General features: G+C 34.1%; 17 protein-coding genes. 9 read left to right on the forward strand and 8 right to left on the reverse strand.

The window, feature by feature from the left end; genetic code table 11:
* Nucleotides 1-19: 19 nt before the first annotated feature.
* Nucleotides 20-1,360, reverse strand: coding sequence for a deoxyguanosinetriphosphate triphosphohydrolase (locus BWZ20_RS07790; protein ID WP_076618602.1), 1,341 nt, complete (start codon nt 1,358-1,360; stop codon nt 20-22).
* A 246-nt stretch (nt 1,361-1,606) separates the two neighbouring features.
* Here BWZ20_RS07790 and BWZ20_RS07795 point away from each other — a divergent pair, with 246 nt between their 5' ends.
* Both BWZ20_RS07795 and BWZ20_RS07800 read left to right on the forward strand, forming a co-directional pair.
* Nucleotides 1,607-2,881: a hypothetical protein gene (locus BWZ20_RS07795; RefSeq protein ID WP_076618604.1), complete on the forward strand. Its 1,275-nt coding sequence runs from the start codon at nt 1,607-1,609 to the stop codon at nt 2,879-2,881.
* 66 nt (nt 2,882-2,947) lie between these two features.
* Nucleotides 2,948-5,782 carry a TonB-dependent receptor gene (locus tag BWZ20_RS07800; protein ID WP_076618607.1) on the forward strand — a complete coding sequence of 945 codons (2,835 nt, stop codon included), beginning with the start codon at nt 2,948-2,950 and terminating at the stop codon, nt 5,780-5,782.
* Between the two features lie 75 nt (nt 5,783-5,857).
* On the opposite strand, the gene BWZ20_RS07805 is transcribed toward BWZ20_RS07800, so the two are convergent.
* A complete protein-coding gene (locus tag BWZ20_RS07805; protein WP_076621295.1) occupies nt 5,858-6,214 on the reverse strand; it encodes a toxin-antitoxin system YwqK family antitoxin in 357 nt (118 codons plus the stop codon).
* Nucleotides 6,215-6,501: 287 nt separating this feature from the next.
* Between BWZ20_RS07805 and BWZ20_RS07810 the strand changes: the two genes are divergently transcribed.
* Together BWZ20_RS07810 and BWZ20_RS07815 are read left to right on the forward strand one after the other, a co-directional pair.
* Nucleotides 6,502-8,775, forward strand: a complete 2,274-nt coding sequence (locus BWZ20_RS07810; protein WP_076618610.1) for an inorganic phosphate transporter — start codon at nt 6,502-6,504, stop codon at nt 8,773-8,775.
* A gap of 129 nt (nt 8,776-8,904) precedes the next feature.
* Nucleotides 8,905-9,756: a flagellar motor protein MotB gene (locus BWZ20_RS07815; RefSeq protein ID WP_076618612.1), complete on the forward strand. Its 852-nt coding sequence runs from the start codon at nt 8,905-8,907 to the stop codon at nt 9,754-9,756.
* A 93-nt stretch (nt 9,757-9,849) separates the two neighbouring features.
* Here BWZ20_RS07815 and BWZ20_RS07820 read toward each other — a convergent pair whose 3' ends face one another.
* Together BWZ20_RS07820 and BWZ20_RS07825 are read right to left on the reverse strand one after the other, a co-directional pair.
* Nucleotides 9,850-10,353 (reverse strand): RDD family protein, encoded by a 504-nt coding sequence (locus tag BWZ20_RS07820; RefSeq protein WP_076618615.1) that lies wholly within the window; start codon nt 10,351-10,353, stop codon nt 9,850-9,852.
* A gap of 340 nt (nt 10,354-10,693) precedes the next feature.
* Complete coding sequence (locus BWZ20_RS07825; RefSeq protein WP_076618618.1) at nt 10,694-11,263, reverse strand: DUF3109 family protein; 570 nt, start codon at nt 11,261-11,263, stop codon at nt 10,694-10,696.
* A gap of 90 nt (nt 11,264-11,353) precedes the next feature.
* Here BWZ20_RS07825 and BWZ20_RS07830 point away from each other — a divergent pair, with 90 nt between their 5' ends.
* Genes BWZ20_RS07830 through BWZ20_RS07840 form a run of 3 tightly spaced genes read left to right on the forward strand, consistent with a single transcriptional unit; the run spans nt 11,354 to nt 12,758 of the window.
* Nucleotides 11,354-11,935, forward strand: a complete 582-nt coding sequence (locus BWZ20_RS07830) for a MarC family protein (protein ID WP_076621296.1) — start codon at nt 11,354-11,356, stop codon at nt 11,933-11,935.
* A gap of 11 nt (nt 11,936-11,946) precedes the next feature.
* The gene (locus tag BWZ20_RS07835) at nt 11,947-12,150 is read left to right on the forward strand and encodes a hypothetical protein (protein WP_076618621.1); all 204 of its coding nucleotides are present in this window, start codon (nt 11,947-11,949) and stop codon (nt 12,148-12,150) included.
* On the forward strand, nt 12,147-12,758 hold the full coding sequence (locus tag BWZ20_RS07840) for an FAD-dependent oxidoreductase (RefSeq protein ID WP_076618624.1): 612 nt from the start codon (nt 12,147-12,149) through the stop codon (nt 12,756-12,758). The genes BWZ20_RS07835 and BWZ20_RS07840 overlap by 4 nt, the downstream gene beginning before the upstream one ends.
* Here BWZ20_RS07840 and BWZ20_RS07845 read toward each other — a convergent pair.
* The 4 genes from BWZ20_RS07845 to BWZ20_RS07860 all read right to left on the reverse strand — a co-directional run bounded on the left by BWZ20_RS07845 (nt 12,748) and on the right by BWZ20_RS07860 (nt 16,917).
* Nucleotides 12,748-14,355 (reverse strand): S41 family peptidase, encoded by a 1,608-nt coding sequence (locus tag BWZ20_RS07845; protein WP_076618626.1) that lies wholly within the window; start codon nt 14,353-14,355, stop codon nt 12,748-12,750. The two genes, BWZ20_RS07840 and BWZ20_RS07845, sit on opposite strands and share 11 nt — an antisense overlap.
* A complete protein-coding gene (locus tag BWZ20_RS07850) occupies nt 14,355-14,786 on the reverse strand; it encodes a deoxycytidylate deaminase (RefSeq protein WP_076618628.1) in 432 nt (143 codons plus the stop codon). The genes BWZ20_RS07845 and BWZ20_RS07850 overlap by 1 nt, the downstream gene beginning before the upstream one ends.
* 88 nt (nt 14,787-14,874) lie before the next feature.
* Nucleotides 14,875-15,465 (reverse strand): HupE/UreJ family protein, encoded by a 591-nt coding sequence (locus BWZ20_RS07855; protein WP_076618630.1) that lies wholly within the window; start codon nt 15,463-15,465, stop codon nt 14,875-14,877.
* A gap of 63 nt (nt 15,466-15,528) precedes the next feature.
* On the reverse strand, nt 15,529-16,917 hold the full coding sequence (locus BWZ20_RS07860; RefSeq protein WP_076618633.1) for a tetratricopeptide repeat protein: 1,389 nt from the start codon (nt 16,915-16,917) through the stop codon (nt 15,529-15,531).
* A gap of 603 nt (nt 16,918-17,520) precedes the next feature.
* Here BWZ20_RS07860 and BWZ20_RS07865 point away from each other — a divergent pair.
* Entirely contained in the window at nt 17,521-17,709 is a 189-nt protein-coding gene (locus BWZ20_RS07865) for a hypothetical protein (protein WP_076618636.1), read from the forward strand.
* Between the two features lie 145 nt (nt 17,710-17,854).
* Nucleotides 17,855-19,582 (forward strand): hypothetical protein, encoded by a 1,728-nt coding sequence (locus BWZ20_RS07870; RefSeq protein WP_076618639.1) that lies wholly within the window; start codon nt 17,855-17,857, stop codon nt 19,580-19,582.
* Nucleotides 19,583-19,592: the final 10 nt, after the last annotated feature.

Raw genomic sequence — 19,592 nt, forward strand, 5'->3', positions numbered from 1 at the left:
TTAATCGACCAAATGCATTCTATAAGATGTTACCCTTCAGTTTTTTATGTAATAACATGGCATTTGTATCTGATAATTTTGAAATAAACAAACACACAGAGAGTAGATTATTGTAAAGAGATCCATTCGATAGATTAATGGTTTCTGGTAAGAGTTCTTGCAATAGTTTATCATAGTTAGATAAGCTATCATTATATACATTATATGCTAAATTTCCATAAGCATTTAACAACTGATTTAAAATTTCATAACCTGCTACCTCCTTATTTATAACTTCTTTTGATCGGTAGACTTTTTTAATACTTAAATTTATAATATCTTTTATCTGGGCTTTATACTGACTAGTGTCTAAAAGCGCTGTTTCAAATTTTCCGTCTAAAATGGCCTCTTCATTTTTCATAAATATCGATGCTGCTTCATCAATTAAAGTACTAATAGCTAATGCGCGCAAATAACTAACTCTATCTTGTATAGTTTGTAGGGCATTATAGTTTTGAGTTATAATTCTCCCTTTTACAAGTTTTATTAAATACTCTAAAGCATAATCTTCTTCAATTAATCCAAGATTTATTCCATCTTCAAAATCTATAATAGTGTAACAAATATCATCGGCTGCTTCTACCAAATAGGCTAATGGATGCCTATTATAGTTTAGATCTTTTTGGCTTCGTGAAATTAAACCTAGTTCCGAAGCTACTTCTTTAAACATGTCTTTTTCACTTTGAAAAAAACCATACTTTTTATCAACTATATGTTTTGTTGGTTTTTTAGGTAGTGATTCCTTTGGGTATTTCATAAAAGCTCCGAGTGTGGCATAACTTAACCTCAATCCTCCCAGCCTTCCAGCCCTACTTTCGGTTAAGATCTTAAATCCGTTGGCATTACCTTCAAAATCACACAAATCCTGATATTCTTTATCCGTTAAATTAGGTTTAAATTGCAATCCATTACCATTTTTAAAATATGCACCTATTGCCTTTTCGCCAGAATGTCCAAATGGTGGATTTCCAATATCGTGCGCTAATGCAGCAGCCGCTACTATAGCACCAAAATCATTAATCTTATAACCGTGTACATTTTCTAATTGTGGATGTTTTTCTAGAAGTAGTCTACCTACTTGTCTACCTAAGGAGCGCCCAACAACACTAACTTCTAAGCTGTGTGTTAGTCTCGTATGTACAAAATCTGTCTTAGATAACGGTACTACCTGCGTTTTATCTTGTAAACTTCTAAATTCTGAAGAAAATATAATTCGGTCATAATCGACCTCAAACCCAACACGTGTTTCGTCTTGTTCTTTTCTTAGTCTTTTATTATTGTCACCAAAGCGTTTTAAGGATAATAGTTGCTCCCAGTTCATATCTTAAAATTAAACATGCAAGATAACTAAATTGGTAAAGAGTTGGTTAAGAAAAAAGCTTGCATTTGTGATACTTATCAATGTTAATAAATTGTATCGTTTATGCTAAATCAATTAATATTAAACTAACATTTAACTAACTTTTTGGTTACAAAACTTTAATCATTGAGTAACCTCTTCAAGAGAATATCACGTTTTCTTTGCATCACAATAAAACTAAAAATTGTTTACTAAAATTTTAACTCAATGAAAAAATTACTTTTAATCGCGTTAGTAGCTTCTACACTAGTATTTACTGGTTGTTTTAAAGATGATGACACACCTATTATTATTGAAGAAACTACAATAATAGTTAACGACCCAGGCAATGGTGGTGGAGATGAATGCCCTGTTATTGCTGTAACAGGAGAAATCGCCGACGGTACAGTATGGACAAACGACAACATTTATCAATTAAACCAAAAAGTTGTTGTACCTGCTGGTGCAACATTAACTATTAATCCAGGAACTATCATTAAAGGTTCTTCTGGTACAGGTTCATTAGCCTCAGCTTTAATTGTTGCAAGAGGTGGTACACTTAACGCTAATGGGTCTGCAAGTGAGCCAATTATATTTACTTCTACTGCAGATAATATTACCTGTGGGCAGACTGCTGGTACTAACCTAGATGAAGATGATAGAGGTCTTTGGGGAGGTTTAATTGTTTTAGGTAACGCTCCTTGTTCTTTCTCTGGTGATATTCCTGAGGCTCAGATCGAAGGTATTCCTGCAGATGACGCTTTTGGTCTTTATGGAGGTACTGATGCTAATGATAGTTCTGGTAGCATGAGATATATTTCTATCCGTCACGGTGGGGCTTTAATCGGTGAAGGTAACGAAATCAATGGTCTTACTTTAGGAGGTGTTGGTAACGGCACTGTAATTGACAATATCGAGGTTGTTGCAAACGTAGACGACGGTATTGAATTTTTCGGTGGTACTTGTAATGCGTCAAACTTATTAGTTTGGGCACAAGGCGATGACGCCATTGACATTGACCAAGCTTACTCTGGTACTATTGATAACGCTGTAGTTGTATTAGGAGATATTTCTGATCACGCTTTTGAAATCGATGGTCCTGAAGGAACCGCTAATGGTTCTTTTATTTTAAGAAATGCAACCATTATTGGTAACGCTGTAACTTCAAATGGTGAATATGCAGATTACAGAAGTAATGCTCAAGGTCTTACTGAAAATGTTTATGCTTTCGGTTTTCCAGCAGGCAAAGATGTTGAATTAGATAACGACGGTGTTGCTACAAACTATAATAATGGTGACTTAACTTTTGGCCCATGGGAAATTGTTTTACCTACGGGAGTAACAAATGTTGAAGATATCTTTGTAAACAATGCAGATACTGTTACAGTAACTGGATTTGGATCTTTTGCTACTGCTGTAGCAGAAGGAGCACAAACTGTTGGTGCTACTACATCTAACCTTAGCTGGACCTACTCTAATGCAGAGGGTGGCTTAGGATTTTAAAAACACTTTTCATTTACAAATAAATCCAATGTCTACGAGGTAGGCATTGGATTAATAAAACATTATATGAAACATATATTAAAAGTCTTTGCTCTTATTATATTTTTCTCAGCTACATCTACAGCTTTTTCTCAAGGGAAAGTAACTGGAACTGTAATTGACGGTGAGTTTAATGAGCCTATGGCCTTTGCTAATATTTTGGTAAAAGGTACTTCAAAAGGTGTCACTACTGACTTTGATGGAAAATACGAGTTAGAGCTAGAAGAAGGCACCTATACATTAGTTTTTTCTTTTGTAGGGTATGCTACCAAAGAAATTTCAGACGTCGTTATAAAAGAGAACGAGGTGTTTACTTTAGATGTATTAATGGAAACTAATTCTTTAGATACCGTTGTCATTACTACGACTACAAAAAGAAATACCGAGAGTGCAGTTTTAAACCTGCAAAAAAAATCAGCAGTAGTTTTAGATGGTTTATCTTCTCAGGCCATAAAGAGTACTGGCGCCAGTAATGTTGCTGCCGCTGTTAAAAGTGTTCCTGGTGTATCTATTCAGGGAGATAAGTATGTGTTTGTTCGTGGTCTGGGTGATCGTTATACAAAAACTACTTTAAATGGCATTGATATTCCTGGACTAGACCCTGACCGTAATACCATACAGATGAATTTATTTCCAACTAACATTATTGATAATGTGATAGTTGTAAAGTCCTCATCTGCCGAATATCCTGCAGATTTTACCGGAGGTTTAGTCGATATCTCCACAAAGGATTTCCCTAGCAAAGGTGAATACTCAATTTCTTTTGGCGGTGGTTATAATCCTGATATGCATTTTAACGATCAGTATCTAAAATCAGAAGGTAGTGATACTGATTTTTTTGGATACGATGATGGTACCAGAAATTTACCAATAAACAGGTACCAACAAATACCTGGTACTTTTGACAACAAGTTGTTATTAACTTCCTTAACAAGTAGGTTTTTAAATGAACTTGCTGGACAGCAGACAACCAGCGGAATGAACTATGATTTTGGTTTCACGCTAGGCAATCAATATGATGTAGGTAATGATCGATTAGGGTATCAAGCTTCATTCTCTTACAAAAATGAGACTACGTTCTATGAAGATAGACAAGACGGTGCTTTTGTTAAAAATAATGCCGATCCTTCTGATAATGATTTAAATTTCACTTTAGCCTCTACAGGTTCTGAAGGTATTAACAATGTTATTCTGAATGGAATGTTAGGTTTGACCTTTAAAACTGATAAATCTAAAATTAAGGCCAACTTACTGCATATTCAAAATGGTGAGTCAGCAGCTGGATTTTTCGATCAGGTGATATCGCAAGATGGAGTAGGCGGTGGTTTAGAGCCTTTAACAAAAAATTCTATTACATATACAGAACGCTCTATTACTAATTTACTTTTAACTGGTAAACATAGATTAAATAGTATTACAGAAGATAAGGCGTTTAACATGGAATGGAAACTGGCTCCGACGTTTTCTAAAGTTATGGATAAAGCACATAGAATCACACCACTACAGCGAGCTGATAATGGTGAATTCTTTGTAAGTCCGTCTGCTGCTACTTTCCCTATACAATTATGGAGAAATTTAGTTGAAGAAAACTGGGCTGGTAAGGTAGATTTTGATAAAACTATTGAATTATTTAATCGTCCTGCTAAAATTAAATTTGGTGGTGCATTCACCTATAAGTTTAGAGATTTTAGTACTGATGATTACACGTTTAATATACAGGGTGAAGATTCTTTTATTGCAGGAGGTGACGTTAACGAGTTATTAAACCCTAATAATATCTGGACACCAGATACTGGCAACGGAACATACTTAATCTCAATTGATACGTTTAACCCTAATGATGCTTATGAGGGCGAACAGCAAATTGGCGCAACTTACGCGTCTGCAGAGTTTAACCTGTCTGAGAAATTAAAATCTGTTATTGGCCTTAGAGCTGAAGCATTTAATTCCTATTATACGGGTCAAGACAACTCTACTGTTTTTAACAGAGCAAATATTTTAGATGAGTTAGACTTTTTCCCTTCAGCAAATTTCATTTATGCCTTAAATGATAATACAAACTTAAGGGCTTCTTACGGAAGAACAACGGCAAGACCTTCATTTAAAGAGGCTTCTGTTGCTCAAATTTTTGATCCTATTACAAATAGATTATTTATAGGTAACATTAATCTTGTGCCAACTTATGTCAATAATTTTGATTTACGTTATGAATTTATTGGTGAAAACGGACAAATGTTTGCAGTAAGTGGATTTTATAAGGATTTTACAGATCCTATAGAACAAGCCTTCTTCCAGCAAGCACCAACTCAAATAACAGTTGGCAATCTTGGAGATGCTACTGTTTTTGGTGCTGAATTTGAAATAAGACAGCGTTTAGGATTTATTTCTGAAGGGCTTAACAATTTAAGATTTGTATCTAATGTAACAGTTACAGAATCTAGGTTAACCATGGGAGAAGATGAGTTTAGCAGTAGACAACTTGCCGCCAGAGATGGTGAAACTATAGATAGAGAAAGAGATATGCAAGGTCAGGCACCTTTTGTAATAAACGCAGGGTTTGATTACAATAATACTGATATAGGCTTACAAGCAGGTTTATTCTTTAATGTTCAAGGTGAAACTCTTGAGGTTGTTGGTATCGGTTTAGTACCAGATGTATACACTCAACCTTTTAATAGTTTAAATTTTACTTTTAATAAGACCTTTGGCGAAAACGGACGTTCTTCTATAGATCTTAAAGTTAATAACATATTAGCTGACGAACGCTTAAGTGAATATGTTTCCTTTGGAACCGACAATCAGGTTTTTTCATTAAGAGAGCCAGGAACTGAAATATCCTTAGGCTACACTTTTAAGTTCTAAGACAAAAATTATAAATTGTTAATATAAAAAAGGCGCTCTAGAAAGAGCGCCTTTTTTATAAAGTACCAATAACAACTAATTATTAATGGCAACTTTAGTTTTGTTATCCCATTGGTTAACACTTACAATTTTAGAATCAATAAAATCAACTTCTTTTAAAGATTCACCCTGCCAAAAAAACCATTTGCCAACTTTTTTGCCGTTGTCATAGTTTCCTAGTGCTACTTTATTACCATCTGAGTCATAGCTTTTCCACTCACCATGGACGTTACCTTCAGCGTTAAAAACACCTTTTTGACTTATTTCACCATTATCATGATAATATGTAACGTACGTTAAGTCGCCTTTCTTTTCTAACTTTGGTTCTTTATTGTCTTGAGCATTAGAAAAGGCTACACTCAACATCATAAGAACAATTACTAAATTTCTCATATTCATTTGGGCTTTAATTAATAATTACATTACAAACATAACATTTAATTTACATTAAAACAACTTTTACGTAACATTAAATTAACATTAAACTCTTAATAATTTGATTATAAGTATTTTAATTTTTAAAATAGTCTTAATAATACATAACTTATATTTTAGTTCCCATAGATAGCGGAAAAACAATTATTTGTTTTTTTAAATGCCAAAGCATATCATAACATTTTGGTAACATAACGTTGAAATTAAAAGAAGAAATTTGCGAACAATTATAGTTACTTTTTTAAATGGAAAACCTTTATATCTATATGCTAGCTGCATTAGCGTTCTTAGCTGTTGCAGACTTAGTTGTTGGTGTAAGTAATGATGCTGTAAATTTTTTAAACTCCGCTATTGGCTCTAAAGCAGTATCTTTTAAAACCATAATGATTGTTGCCAGTATTGGTGTTGCTGTCGGTGCAATGACTTCTAGTGGCATGATGGAGGTAGCGAGAAAGGGCATCTTTAATCCAGGTGAGTTTATGTTTAATGAAATCATGGTCATTTTTATGGCTGTGATGCTAACGGATATTCTGCTTTTAGACTTCTTTAATACACTCGGTTTACCTACCTCTACCACAGTTTCAATAGTATTTGAGCTGTTGGGCGCTTCAGTTGCGGTAGCTATAATCAAAATATATGCAGACAACTCTCAGTCTATCATAGATTTAGGCAACTATATTAATAACGAAAAGGCCATTGAAATTATATTAGGTATCCTTTTGTCTGTAATTGTTGCTTTTACCATTGGTGCTATTATTCAATATGTATCGCGTTTATTACTCTCTTTTAATTTTGAAAAGAAACCAGATTGGTACAGTGCAATTTTTAGCGGTTTTGCACTAACATCCATAATGTATTTTATAATAATTAAGGGATTAAAAAATGCAACCTTTATGGATGAGTCTGTGCTAAGGTTTTTAAACGATCATCCTGTATATTTTGTTGAAGCAAGTTTTGTAGCCTTCACTTTAATAACCTATTTAGCGGTTAAGTTTTTTAACGCTAAGATCTATACTATAATAATAATCGTAGGAACATTCGCCTTAGCAGTAGCTTTTGCAGGCAATGATCTTGTAAACTTCATTGGTGTTCCAATAGCAGCATATAATTCTTATGAAGCTTGGAGTGCCAGTGGTGCAGAGCCTACTAACTATGTTATGTCTGCCCTTGGCGAACCTGTACAGACCGAACCCTATTTACTGCTTGTTGCAGGTCTTATCATGGTACTAACGCTTTGGTTTTCAAGCAAAGCCAGAGCTGTAGTAAAAACATCAGTAGACTTGTCTAGGCAAGATGAAGTTAAAGAGCGTTTTGAACCCAATTATTTATCTAGAAACGTGGTTAGGCTAACAATTGGTCTTAACGATAGTATAAATAAACTTTTACCAAACTCTTATAAAAACTGGGCCGAAAAGCAATTTTTAAAACCTAAGGCTATTATAAAACAACAAGACAAACCTGCATTTGATTTAGTAAGAGCCGCTGTTAATTTGATGGTGGCGTCTGTCCTTATTTCAATAGCTACTTCTATGAAGCTACCACTTTCTACAACCTACGTTACGTTTATGGTAGCTATGGGAACATCCTTAGCCGATAGAGCTTGGGGAAGCGAAAGTGCCGTATACAGAGTAGCAGGAGTGCTTAATGTTATTGGTGGATGGTTCTTTACCGCCTTTAGTGCTTTTATTGCTGCCGCAGTAATGGCTTTTATCCTGTATTATGGCGGAGGTTATGCCCTAGCAGGATTGTTAGTTTTAGCTATCGTTCTATTAATTCGCAGCTATTTAGCACATCGTAAAAGCTCTAAAATAATCCGCGAAGAAGATCAATTAGAAAAGGCAGAAAGTAGCTCTACCCAAGGCGTTATTCACGAAAGTGCTTCAAACATAGCTAACGTTATTAAACGCGGTAATAGAATTTATACTTCTGCCATAAATGGTCTAGCAGTGCAAGATTTAAAACTTTTAAAAAAGAACAGAAGGCATATTGATAAACTATCTAACGAAATTGATGATCTAAAAGATAACATCTTCTATTTTATTAGAAACCTAGATGAACCTAGTGTTGCTGCCAGTAATTTCTACATAAATATTCTTGCTCATTTACAAGATATAACACAATCTTTAGACTATATTTCTAAAGCTAGCTATAAACATATTAACAACAACCATAAAAAATTAAAGTTTAGCCAAGTTAAAGAGCTTAAGGACTTGGACTCTAAACTAGAATTATTATTTACTACTACCCAGAAGGCATTTGAGTCTAGATCGTTTGAACAAATAGGTGCCGTCTTAGAAAATAAATCCAAGATTTTTAATTTGGTTAGAGACAAAATACAAAAGCAAGTAGAGCGAACAAGAAGCGAAGAGTCTAGCCCTAAAAACACAACGCTTTATTTTAGTTTGTTACTAGAAACTAAAGATCTTTTAACTTCTATGATGAATTTACTAGAAGAATACTACCAATCGCATGATAGCTCTGTCGAGCCTGCTAAACTAAATACTGATCAAGAAGAATAAAATAAAAAGCCTAGTTTTCTTAGGCTTTTTTTATAGCCCAATCTAAAGAAATATTGTATTTGGACATCTAAAATCCGCATTTGGTCGTATATCCATTATACACTGCATACACTAACTTAAAACAAAAACATGAAAAAAATTTCAATGCTTTTATTAGTAACGATTTTAGTAAGTTCTTGTGTTTCAAAAAAGAAATACATGGCTTTAGAGCAAGAAAATGGTGAGATTAAAAGTCAGCTAACCAAAACCCAAGTAGAAAAAGAAGATTTAGAGAATAAGTTTGCAAAAATAAAAGAGCGAGTAGACCGCTATAACGACAAAATTAGTTCACTTAGCGAGGACGTAAAGGGTCTTAAAATTGAAAATGACATTAAGCTAGATGTTAACAAAGATGGTACAGTTATGTCTAACGACAGTAAGCAAAAAATGCTCGCCACATTAAAAAACGTGGATCCTATAAAGTTAGCTAATGCAAAAACCTTAAAAGATTCTATGAATTTGGCAATTCAATACAATCTTAAAAAAACCATGAACAGTTCAGACTTAAACGAAGAGGGAGATATTGCTGTAAACATTAATGAAACTGTTGTTATGATTTCAATATCAGACAAAATGCTATTTAATTCTGGAAGTTATAGAATAAGCAGTAAGGCAAACAACATTTTACAAAAACTGGCAGATGTCATTAATTCTGAAGAAAGTATAGATGTAATGGTAGAAGGTCATACAGATTCTAGAAGTATTAATACAGAGAAAATACAAGATAACTGGGATTTAAGCGTCTTGAGAGCGACATCGGTTGTTAGAAAACTACAACACAAATACAAAGTAGATCCTGCAAAACTCATTGCATCTGGCCGTAGTAGCTACCAACCTTTGGTAGACAATAATACTCAAGAAAACCGATCTAAAAATCGTAGAACACGCATTATTCTGATGCCTAATATTGATAAGTTCTTTGCTTTAATGGAAGCAAATTAATTAATCCATTATTTTATAAAGGTAAAAAAGCACTCTCCTATACGATTCGGTATTGAGTGCTTTTTACTGTTTAGCTTTTCTTATCTAAAAAGATTATTCAGTTAGTTTTCCTAATTCTTCAAGTCCTAATTCGGTCTCTCTTTTACTTTCAAACTTCTTTGCATCAACAACATAAGTTTTTGAAATAGAATCATGCCACCCTTTGCCAGTTTCTCCTAAAAAAGAGAATTGCTCAAAAGGGATAAACCTACATATGGTTCTTATAAAAACAGTCTCAATATTAGGCTCTATGCCTTTGTGGGTAACCACTTTGGTTTTGGTAATATACTTACCTAAAGTTCTTCCTTTGGTAAAGGTCTCAAAAGGGATGTAATAAAATAGCCAAATTAATATACCAAAGAGATACTCTACAAGTATATTACTATCTATCAAATCTAAAAGGGCATAGCTGCCGAGTAACTCTGAAATAACTCCTAAGATTAAACCAACTACAAAGGATAAGATAATTATAGCAATATAGTCGATGATAAAGTTTGCAAAGCGTAATCCTTTAGTAGCTAGAAGTTCTGGAGATACATGATTACTGTTTTGATTCATTTTGTTGATGGTTTAGTTACAAATCAAATATAAACTTCTTAGACTAATACTAATAATTAATCTGCTATATTTAAATGACAGATCTTAACTTAACCACAATTTCCTCACAATATAAAATTATTTTGTAAGTACTCACCTATGAGAGTATAACTACGTGCTCTGGTTAATATTTAATAAGTTGAGTAAGTTTAAAAAACGCCCTAAAACCATGAAAATAAACAGCTAGCTAATACCAAAAGCACATTTTAGGGTAAAAACAAGGACAACTGCAACCTCTAAACATGTGAGTAAAACAAGAATAAAGCTATCGAAAGAATACTTTGGCAACGCAATAAATCATCTATTTAAAATTATTCTCGGCCACGCTTTCTAACTCAGCATACCAATCTTCACCAAATTTTCTAATCAAAGCTTCTTTTACAAACTTATAAACAGGCACTTGTAATGCTTTGCCGAGTGTACAGGCATCATCACAAATATCCCATTTTTCATAGTTAACGGCTGAGAATTCAGAATAGTCGTTTATTCTAATAGGGTAAAGGTGGCAAGACACAGGCTTTTTCCAAGATATTTCACCTTGGTTATAAGCTTCCTCAATACCGCATAGCGCAGTATTTTTATCATCAAAAATAACATAAGCACACTCAGCACCATTAATAAGTGGAGTCTCTAACTCTCCGTAAGACGTTTTTACCCATGCACCTTGTGCATCTAGCACCTCTACACTTTCTTTTCGTAAAAAAGGCTTAACTTTTGGATAAATCTCATCTAAAATCTTTGTTTCCTCTTCATCTAAAGGGGCACCAGCGTCCCCATCTACACAGCATGCTCCTTTGCATGCCGACAAATTGCACACAAAATCTCTCTTAATGATATCTTCTGAAACTATTGTTTTTCCTAGCTGAAACATATGGCAAAAATAAATAAACTTTACGGTTATTTAATATTGTTAATCCACAATAAAATAAGACCTTTGCGCCAAATTTTAAAAACGAAAGTTATGCAGTTAGAATTTAAACAAATATTTACTGCTTTTATGGTCTTATTTGCTGTAATTGATATTGTTGGCAACATTCCAATCATTATCGATTTACGAAAAAAAGTTGGCCATATTCAGAGTGAAAAGGCATCATTAATTGCTGGTGTTATAATGATTGTTTTTCTATTTGTGGGTAAAAGTTTATTAAACCTCATTGGTATTGATGTTAACTCTTTTGCGGTTGCTGGTGCTTTTGTGCTTTTCTTTATCGCCCTAGAAATGATTTTAGGGATAACACTTTACAAAGATAATGGTGACGATGCCATAACAGCATCTATATTCCCCTTAGCATTTCCTCTAATTGCTGGTCCTGGTAGCTTAACAACTTTACTTTCACTGCGTGCAGAATTTGAGATAGAAAATATCATCGTAGCCGTTATTGTTAATGTAATAGTAATATATATTGTTCTTAAGACCTCTGCTAAAATTGAAAGAATTATAGGTAAAAACGGAATTAACATAATAAGAAAAGTTTTTGGTGTAATTTTGTTAGCAATAGCAGTGAAGTTATTTGCTCATAATATTAAAATGCTATTGGCTTAAATACTCTTAACATGAAAATTTTTATTTGGATCTTAACCGCAGTGGCTGTTGTTCTTATAGTTTTTAACGCAACAAAACTAAACCTAGATGCATTGCTAACTGGCGAAAGTCAAACCGCTATTATTACAATTATTTCTGCGCTTTGTGCCATCATCTTATTACAAATTCTAAGGATTTCTAAACAAATTGAAACGTTAAGCAAAAAAAAATCATGACTTTCGATGTTTTGATTATTGGTGCTGGTGCAGCTGGTCTATCTTGTGCTCTGGTTTTAGGGTCTGCTAAAGACAAACCGTTTGCGAAAGATAAAGCAATTGGCATTATTGCACATCAGAAAAGCTCACACCTTCATACAGCATTGTTTAATAATGTTCTGGGGCTTAAACCGGGAACTCTAGGGAAAGATATCTTAAGTGATGGTATACAACAGCTCAAAGATTTATATCCTCATGTCACTCAGATAGAAAAAGAAAAAGTAACACATATTGCGAAAAACAAGGACGGTTTTAAAGTTACTACCAATAAAAACGAACATGTATCTAAAATCGTAGTGATAGCCGTTGGCTACACCAATCTTTTTACCATAAAAGGTTTAGAAAATTATATTGAACCACACCCAAGAGCAGCAACTGAAAAGGATAGAATATGGTTAAAAAATAAAGACCACTTAATTGAAAAAAATTTATACGTTGCTGGTACACTAGCTGGCTGGCGAAGTCAGTTTGCCATTGCTTCTGGCAGTGGTGCACAAGTAGCTACCGATGTACTTACACTTTGGAATGGTGGCAAACACACCAAAATTCACGATAAGGTTACTGCTTAAAATTTGGGTACTCGTTGCTAAGAAGAATTACTTCTTGCACCATGATATCTTCCTTATTAAGGACTTCTTCAAAGGAATTGTCATCAAATAATTGCCTTGCTAAGGTTGCCTTTATAAGACGTCTTATTTCGTCATTGTACGCTACAAAAGTGATATTGGTACCTTCTTTTCGATTTACGTAATCCTGAAAACGAATAACGATATCGTCACTTACTTCAAAATTATTTATAAAATCGTATTTAGTTACATCTTGATATATGGTTCTATCTTTATCTAACTCTTCAAAAACAAAATATCCAAAATGACCTCGCCGTCTTAGATAGTTTATAGTTTCGTTATCAAATGATCGGTCTACAGGCACAAAAACATCTGGTATAATGCCTCCGCCTCCGTATACTACTTTTCCTTTAGGTGTTGTAAATTTTAATGAGTCGTCAACTTTAATGTTTTCTTCATCTGCTAATTCACCTGTGCGAAGACGTTTATAATAATCATTATAATACGAATTATTGTCTCCATTGGTATATGGCCTTTGTATAGAACGACCTGTTGGAGTATAATATCTAGAAACAGTTAAACGTACGGCACTACCGTCACCAAGTGCCATTTCACGTTGCACTAACCCTTTACCATAAGAGCGTCTACCAACTATAATTCCTTTATCATTATCTTGTAATGCACCTGCAATAACTTCACTTGCTGAAGCTGAATTTTCATTAATAAGTATAAATATTTCACCATCTTCAAAATCACCTCTTCTTGTAGCATAAGTGCGTTCTTCTCTACCTTTTTTGTCTCTTGTAAATAATATCAGCTTATCGTCTTCTAAAAACTCATCTGCGATTTGCTCTGCAATACCTAAAAATCCTCCAGGATTATCTCTTAAATCAAGTGCTAATTTTGTAGCACCTTGGTCTTGTAAATCCTCCAAAGCCGCTTTAAACTCCTTAAAACTTGTCTCTGCAAACCGATTCATTTTTATGTAACCCAACTCATCGGTAAGCATATAAGCTGCATCAATACTTTTTATGGGGATGGTTTTACGCCTTACATCAAACTCTAGAATAGTATCTTCACTTTTTCTATAAACTGTAAGTTTTACCTTAGTATTTTTATCTCCTTTTAACTTTTTTGCTACAAAATCATTAGATATCTTACGCCCATAAATGGTATCGCCGTCTGCGAGTAGAATACGGTCTCCACTCATTATACCTACACTTTCACTAGGCCCATCTTCAGTAGGCTTTATAACAGCAATTGTGTCTTTGTAAGGATAATAGTTGATACCAATACCTACAAAATCACCCTTCATATTCTCGGTAATACGTTCTAAATCTTCTTTTGGGATGTAGGTAGAATGTGGATCTAAGTTGTCTAAAATACCATTGACTGTGACATCTACAATACTATCCGTGTTTACCTCATCTACATATTCGTAATCTATATAATCTATTAATCTATTGAGTTTGTCCTTTTTACTATTGGTTGTAAAAAGATTATCTGACGTATCTGTAAAGTTCAACTTGCCCCCAATAACAACACCTGCGGCTATAGCTACGCCAATAATAAGAGGAATGTATTTGTTTTTGGTTGCCATTAGGCCGTTAAATCTTCAATATATGTTAGTTCTATACCCGCTTTTTTCAAAAAATCAATTCCAGAATCATCCTTATAAGACTGGGAATACACAACTCTTACAATACCTGCTTGATGTATTAACTTACTACACTCTTTACAAGGTGATAAGGTAATATACAATGTAGCTCCTTTACAAGATTGTGTTGAGGATGCTACTTTTAGTATCGCATTAGCTTCTGCATGGAGCACATACCATTTTGTATAGCCTTCATCATCTTCACAATAATTCTCAAATCCCGTCGGTGTACCATTATAACCATCGGAAATAATCATACGGTCTTTTACGATAAGTGCACCAACTTGTTTACGCTTGCAATGCGAAAGTTTTCCCCATTCTTTGGCAATGCGCAAATAAGCTTTATCGTAACGTAATTGTTTTTTGTTTGACATTAAGTGTTTTAAACAAAGTATTTAACGAATATAATAGGATAGAATTGTATAAGCAATTACGCTGTCGTTAAAATTTTACCAATTATCGCTAGTTTAACAGGTCGCTTCCGTAAATCATTGGTATCACCAGCCCAATAACAATTGCAGATAATACCATAACCCAATCGCGCCTCGAAAATCTAAAAATTGTTTGGAATAAAAAACCCAAAAAGAGTACAATAAACACAATAATAATCTGTGCAATTTCAATGCCCAATGCAAACTCAATAAGAAGTTCTACTTTATTTTCGGACTGACCAGCAAACATTTTAAACTCTCTCGCAAAGCCTAAACCGTGTATTAAACCAAAAAACAGGGTCGTAAAAAACAGTAATCCTATTTGTTTGCCTTTATCTTTTTTCCCTGCGGTAAACACATTATAAATTGCCGTTATTAGAATGGTCACTGGAATTAAAAACTCAACTAGTTTTCCATCAACGGAAACCACACCATAAGCAGCCAAAACTAAAGATAGTGTATGGCCGAGCGTAAACATAGAAACCAACAATAAAACACGTTTCCAGTCTTTGAAAAGATATGGCACCGCTAGTACCATTAAAAAAAGTACATGGTCATAACCATTTGGGTCTAAAACGTGGTTAATGCCATATTTTACATTAAACCAAAAATTTTCTAACATAGCTTAAATTTATTCATTTGGGTTAGCCCAAAGTTACGATTAATATTAAAAAAAATGGTATTGCTAATCGATCTTTGGCACTTTAATAGACCTATTAATCCAGCACACTGTTTTTATGGTTTTCCCAGATAAGCCGCTTAGAAAAATTTCTTCTTTAGTTGGTGCTTTGGCCAAATAACTTTGCACATAGGATTTTGCTGTACTTTGTAAAGTTGGATCGACACGAGAAGCTTTTTGCGCCTCTTCTGCTGCCAACCAATATACTGCTCTTTGATGAAAATTATCTTTCCCGCAATTTTTGTCCTTTGCGCTATCGTTATACATTTCGGCGATGTACAGATGCGGTTTCCCGTTTGAGGGATTTAACTCAAGAGCCTTTATTAAAAAATTGCGTGCTTTAGAATATTGACCTTTAACTTTTAACATAGCGCCTATTCTTAAAGCAATATTGGCTTTTTTATATGGTCTTGTTTCTAGTTTGTAGGCTTCTTCTAGATATTTATAGGCTTCTTCATCCTTTGCTTTTTTAAATAATACCGTAGCAACATACACTTTTGTGTCTGCAGATGGAGCAACTTTATCATATTGCTTAACCAATGTTTCGTAAAGATCATCATTTGTACAATCTTTATGATACATTCTACTTACTGAGCGTTTTAACCAGATAGAATCGTTTTGATGTACTTTAAAGTCTTTAGCATATAGCGGAATTAAATTACTGCAATTGGCTCTTTTATCTGCGATAATATTCATATTACTTTGAATAAGTCCGTAGTTTTTGAGATAACTTTCATAGGCTCTTTTCTTGTTATCTTCGTTGGTGGTTAGTGTGCCTCCATTATCAACTTTTTTTACCAAAGCATTTAATTTTTCAGAATAATTCTGAATTTCAACTTCTATTTTTTCGTTAACACTGTCATAGATTTTGAATAATTCGGATGCTGTTTTTTTCTGTGCATCAAATAATTCTGCCACCAAGGAGAAGTAGGTATATAAGCTTTTTGGATGTGTAAAGGTTTCTTTATCCGCATTAAAAGTGGCATCAAAACAATCAAAAAGTTCTAAATTAGTTTTGCCTAGCTCGTCTTTGTAATCGTATTGTAGTTGGCAAGCTTTAGTATTATATTCTCCTAGTGGTGTATCGCTGTTATAGTACTTTTTACGCAGAATCCATAAGTCTAACATGCTATTGATAAAGCTTTGCTGAACTTCACCTTTGGAGTTTTCAATTTTATGTTTTAATATCTTTTCTCCATCAGCATATGTAGCTAGATTTAAATCAGGACAATTCTTTTTCACATATAGCCAAGGTTCGTAAGCAGCGTCATATTTCTTAGCTTTAACAGCTTCATGAAAAATTGAAAGCTTTGTTTTGCATTCTAATTTAGTTTGAGCATTAGTCCCAAAACTCAAGAGCAAAGTCACGGAAAAAAGGATAGATTTTAGCCTCATAATATTGTTGATTTACAGTTAGTTATTAACATAAAAGCCACAAAAAATGTACCAAATCTACCTAAAACATAAAAGACAGACTTATGATTACACTTGCCGTTTGAAATTGTTTGTACAGAACATTGAACTAGTCTCTAACCAAAACATTAAGCTATTTAAAAAACCCGTATAGTCTTTATAATATTTATAAAACCTAAATGGATTGCAATAATAAACAAGAAGAATCCTTTTTCGATATCTAAAATCTATAGATAAATGAAGTTTTTAAATGTAACATTGCTAATTTTTTTTGGATTGGTGACTTATCTATTGCTGATAAGTCGGACATAAAGCTAAGAACCAATTCGTTTGAGAGCTGCTCTTTAATAGAAAATAAGCTATGACATACTCAAACGAGGAAATAATTAGTTAGCTATATTAATGCTTAGGTAGCTTATAAATCGAAATAGACTAATTTTGGTTAACCAAAATATTATCCCACTAGATGTAGAAGTATGGTATATGTCATAAAAGTTTCGATAAGAATCTTTTTTATTGATAAGACTTCTACGAATATATTTTAATACTTACTTTAGAAAACAACTTTAATAAAGTCAATATTACATGTCTGTTTTTAATAGTAACAAATCATCTGGATTAGATTCAAACAAAAACCTCATTTCACGTAAGGAAGCCCTAAAAAAGCTTGGTAAATACGCTGGCATTACGGCTATTGGTACTTTTGTTATTTTAAACCCACTAAAAGCACAAACATCTTCACCACCAGACCCAGGCGGAAATCCATTTGATTAAATAATAAGTTAAAATCTGTATATGCATTTGCATTTGAATAGTTTGTTTTTTGTCAGAATTGGTTTGTTGAAAATCTAGTTAGACCTCTATCTAACTTAAAAGAACGGATTTTTTTTATCTTGGTAGGTATTATTCCATAATAACTATGAAAAAAATATCTCTATACCTTTTAATTTTACCAATTTTTACTTTCTCTCAGATTGGAATCGGCACAACATCGCCTAATGCATCGCTAGATATTAGGTCGTCCAATCAAACAGCACCAGCAAATACCGACGGTTTGTTAATTCCTAAAATCGATGCCTTCCCGGTTGCTGATCCTGGTGTAAACCAAGATGGAATGCTCGTTTATCTTACCACGGCAGATACTCACAACAGTATTAATTACATTTCTGGATTTCATTACTGGGACAACGGTTCTACGCGATGGCTACCAATTACAAGTATCGAGCGGATTAACGACTTAATAGACGGTAAATCTGACATTGATGGGAGCAACGACGGGTCGTCAATATTCTTAGGGATATCTGCAGGCGCAGGAGATGACAGTTCCCATAACAGAAATATAGGAATAGGGTTTGAAGCCCTCAACGCTACTGTTGGAGCTGACGTCAGTGATCCAGATGGAACAAACAATGTGGCCATAGGTTTCCAATCTATGCGAAATAATACAACAGGCAGACAAAATGTAGCTATTGGTTCTTTTACTCTAGATGAAAATACTATTGGGTTTAATAATACAGCTATAGGCTACAATACGCTCACAGCAAATGTCGATGGTTTAAGAAATACGGCTGTAGGGCAATCTGCTCTATCGTCTAATACAGATGGAAATAATAATACCGCAATCGGTGGAGGTGCACTTGGAGCAAATACTTCAGGTGTTTCAAATGTTGCCATTGGTGCATTTTCTTTAACGAGGAATGAAACTGGTGTAAATAATGTTGCTGCAGGTAATCAATCACTAAGGTTTAATGAAGATGGAGGCGGAAATGTAGCCATCGGTGATTACGCCGGACGCTCAGTAGATTATACAGGTGGCACAACTGATGACAATAATGTCTTTATAGGTAGTAAAGCTGGAGATTCAGATGTAGAATCTTCAAACAATGTTTATATAGGTTTTCAGTCTGGTGCCGGAGATTATAATCCAGAGGACAATACAGGAACTTCGGAAAGTAAAAGTGGAAATATTTTTATTGGTTACCAATCAGGATATAATGAATCAAATGACAATCGACTGTATATTGAGAATTCTGATGCTGGACAAAACGGTGCTTTAGTCTATGGTCGTTTTGATAATGATCTTTTTAGAATAAACGGAACACTACAGGTAGGAAACCCAGGAGCCACAAGTGGTTATGCTTTCCCAACTATTGACGGTACTGCAAATCAGGTTTTAACTACAGACGGAGCTGGCACTGTAACTTGGGAGAACTCTAACTTGTCAATGTCAGCCGCTAGAGCTACGCTTTCAACTGCACAGACTATTACTGTAGCTAATACTTGGACAACGATTAATTTTGATACCGTTGACTTTGATTTAAACTCAGACTTTGACACTCCCAATAATCAATTTGATATTCCTGCTGATGGTATTTATAGAATTACGGCAATGTATACTTCCGATGTCAACTTAAATAACAGTAATACTTTTGGAATTAGAATATCAGTTAGTGGTGGTGCTAACCTTCAAGAGGTTAACTATAAGCACATGAACGAAAATTCGAGGATTGTGAGACAAGTAACTACTTTAGCACAACTTACAGCAGGACAAAGTATAGAGATACAAGCTCGAGCAAACGTAGCATCAGTACTTGTAATCGATACTGCATCGCGATTTACTAGCTTTTCAATTGAGCGTGTAAGATAATGCCGTTTTT

It is taken from the genome of Winogradskyella sp. J14-2, from assembly GCF_001971725.1.
GTDB lineage: Bacteria > Bacteroidota > Bacteroidia > Flavobacteriales > Flavobacteriaceae > Winogradskyella.

Coding starts and splice junctions, on each gene's coding strand:
- BWZ20_RS07790 (WP_076618602.1), bottom strand. CDS start 1,360: ATGAACTGGGAGCAACTATTATCCTTAAAACGCTTTGGTGACAATAAT.
- BWZ20_RS07795 (WP_076618604.1), top strand. CDS start 1,607: ATGAAAAAATTACTTTTAATCGCGTTAGTAGCTTCTACACTAGTATTT.
- BWZ20_RS07800 (WP_076618607.1), top strand. CDS start 2,948: ATGAAACATATATTAAAAGTCTTTGCTCTTATTATATTTTTCTCAGCT.
- BWZ20_RS07805 (WP_076621295.1), bottom strand. CDS start 6,214: ATGAGAAATTTAGTAATTGTTCTTATGATGTTGAGTGTAGCCTTTTCT.
- BWZ20_RS07810 (WP_076618610.1), top strand. CDS start 6,502: ATGGAAAACCTTTATATCTATATGCTAGCTGCATTAGCGTTCTTAGCT.
- BWZ20_RS07815 (WP_076618612.1), top strand. CDS start 8,905: ATGAAAAAAATTTCAATGCTTTTATTAGTAACGATTTTAGTAAGTTCT.
- BWZ20_RS07820 (WP_076618615.1), bottom strand. CDS start 10,353: ATGAATCAAAACAGTAATCATGTATCTCCAGAACTTCTAGCTACTAAA.
- BWZ20_RS07825 (WP_076618618.1), bottom strand. CDS start 11,263: ATGTTTCAGCTAGGAAAAACAATAGTTTCAGAAGATATCATTAAGAGA.
- BWZ20_RS07830 (WP_076621296.1), top strand. CDS start 11,354: ATGCAGTTAGAATTTAAACAAATATTTACTGCTTTTATGGTCTTATTT.
- BWZ20_RS07835 (WP_076618621.1), top strand. CDS start 11,947: ATGAAAATTTTTATTTGGATCTTAACCGCAGTGGCTGTTGTTCTTATA.
- BWZ20_RS07840 (WP_076618624.1), top strand. CDS start 12,147: ATGACTTTCGATGTTTTGATTATTGGTGCTGGTGCAGCTGGTCTATCT.
- BWZ20_RS07845 (WP_076618626.1), bottom strand. CDS start 14,355: ATGGCAACCAAAAACAAATACATTCCTCTTATTATTGGCGTAGCTATA.
- BWZ20_RS07850 (WP_076618628.1), bottom strand. CDS start 14,786: ATGTCAAACAAAAAACAATTACGTTACGATAAAGCTTATTTGCGCATT.
- BWZ20_RS07855 (WP_076618630.1), bottom strand. CDS start 15,465: ATGTTAGAAAATTTTTGGTTTAATGTAAAATATGGCATTAACCACGTT.
- BWZ20_RS07860 (WP_076618633.1), bottom strand. CDS start 16,917: ATGAGGCTAAAATCTATCCTTTTTTCCGTGACTTTGCTCTTGAGTTTT.
- BWZ20_RS07865 (WP_076618636.1), top strand. CDS start 17,521: ATGTCTGTTTTTAATAGTAACAAATCATCTGGATTAGATTCAAACAAA.
- BWZ20_RS07870 (WP_076618639.1), top strand. CDS start 17,855: ATGAAAAAAATATCTCTATACCTTTTAATTTTACCAATTTTTACTTTC.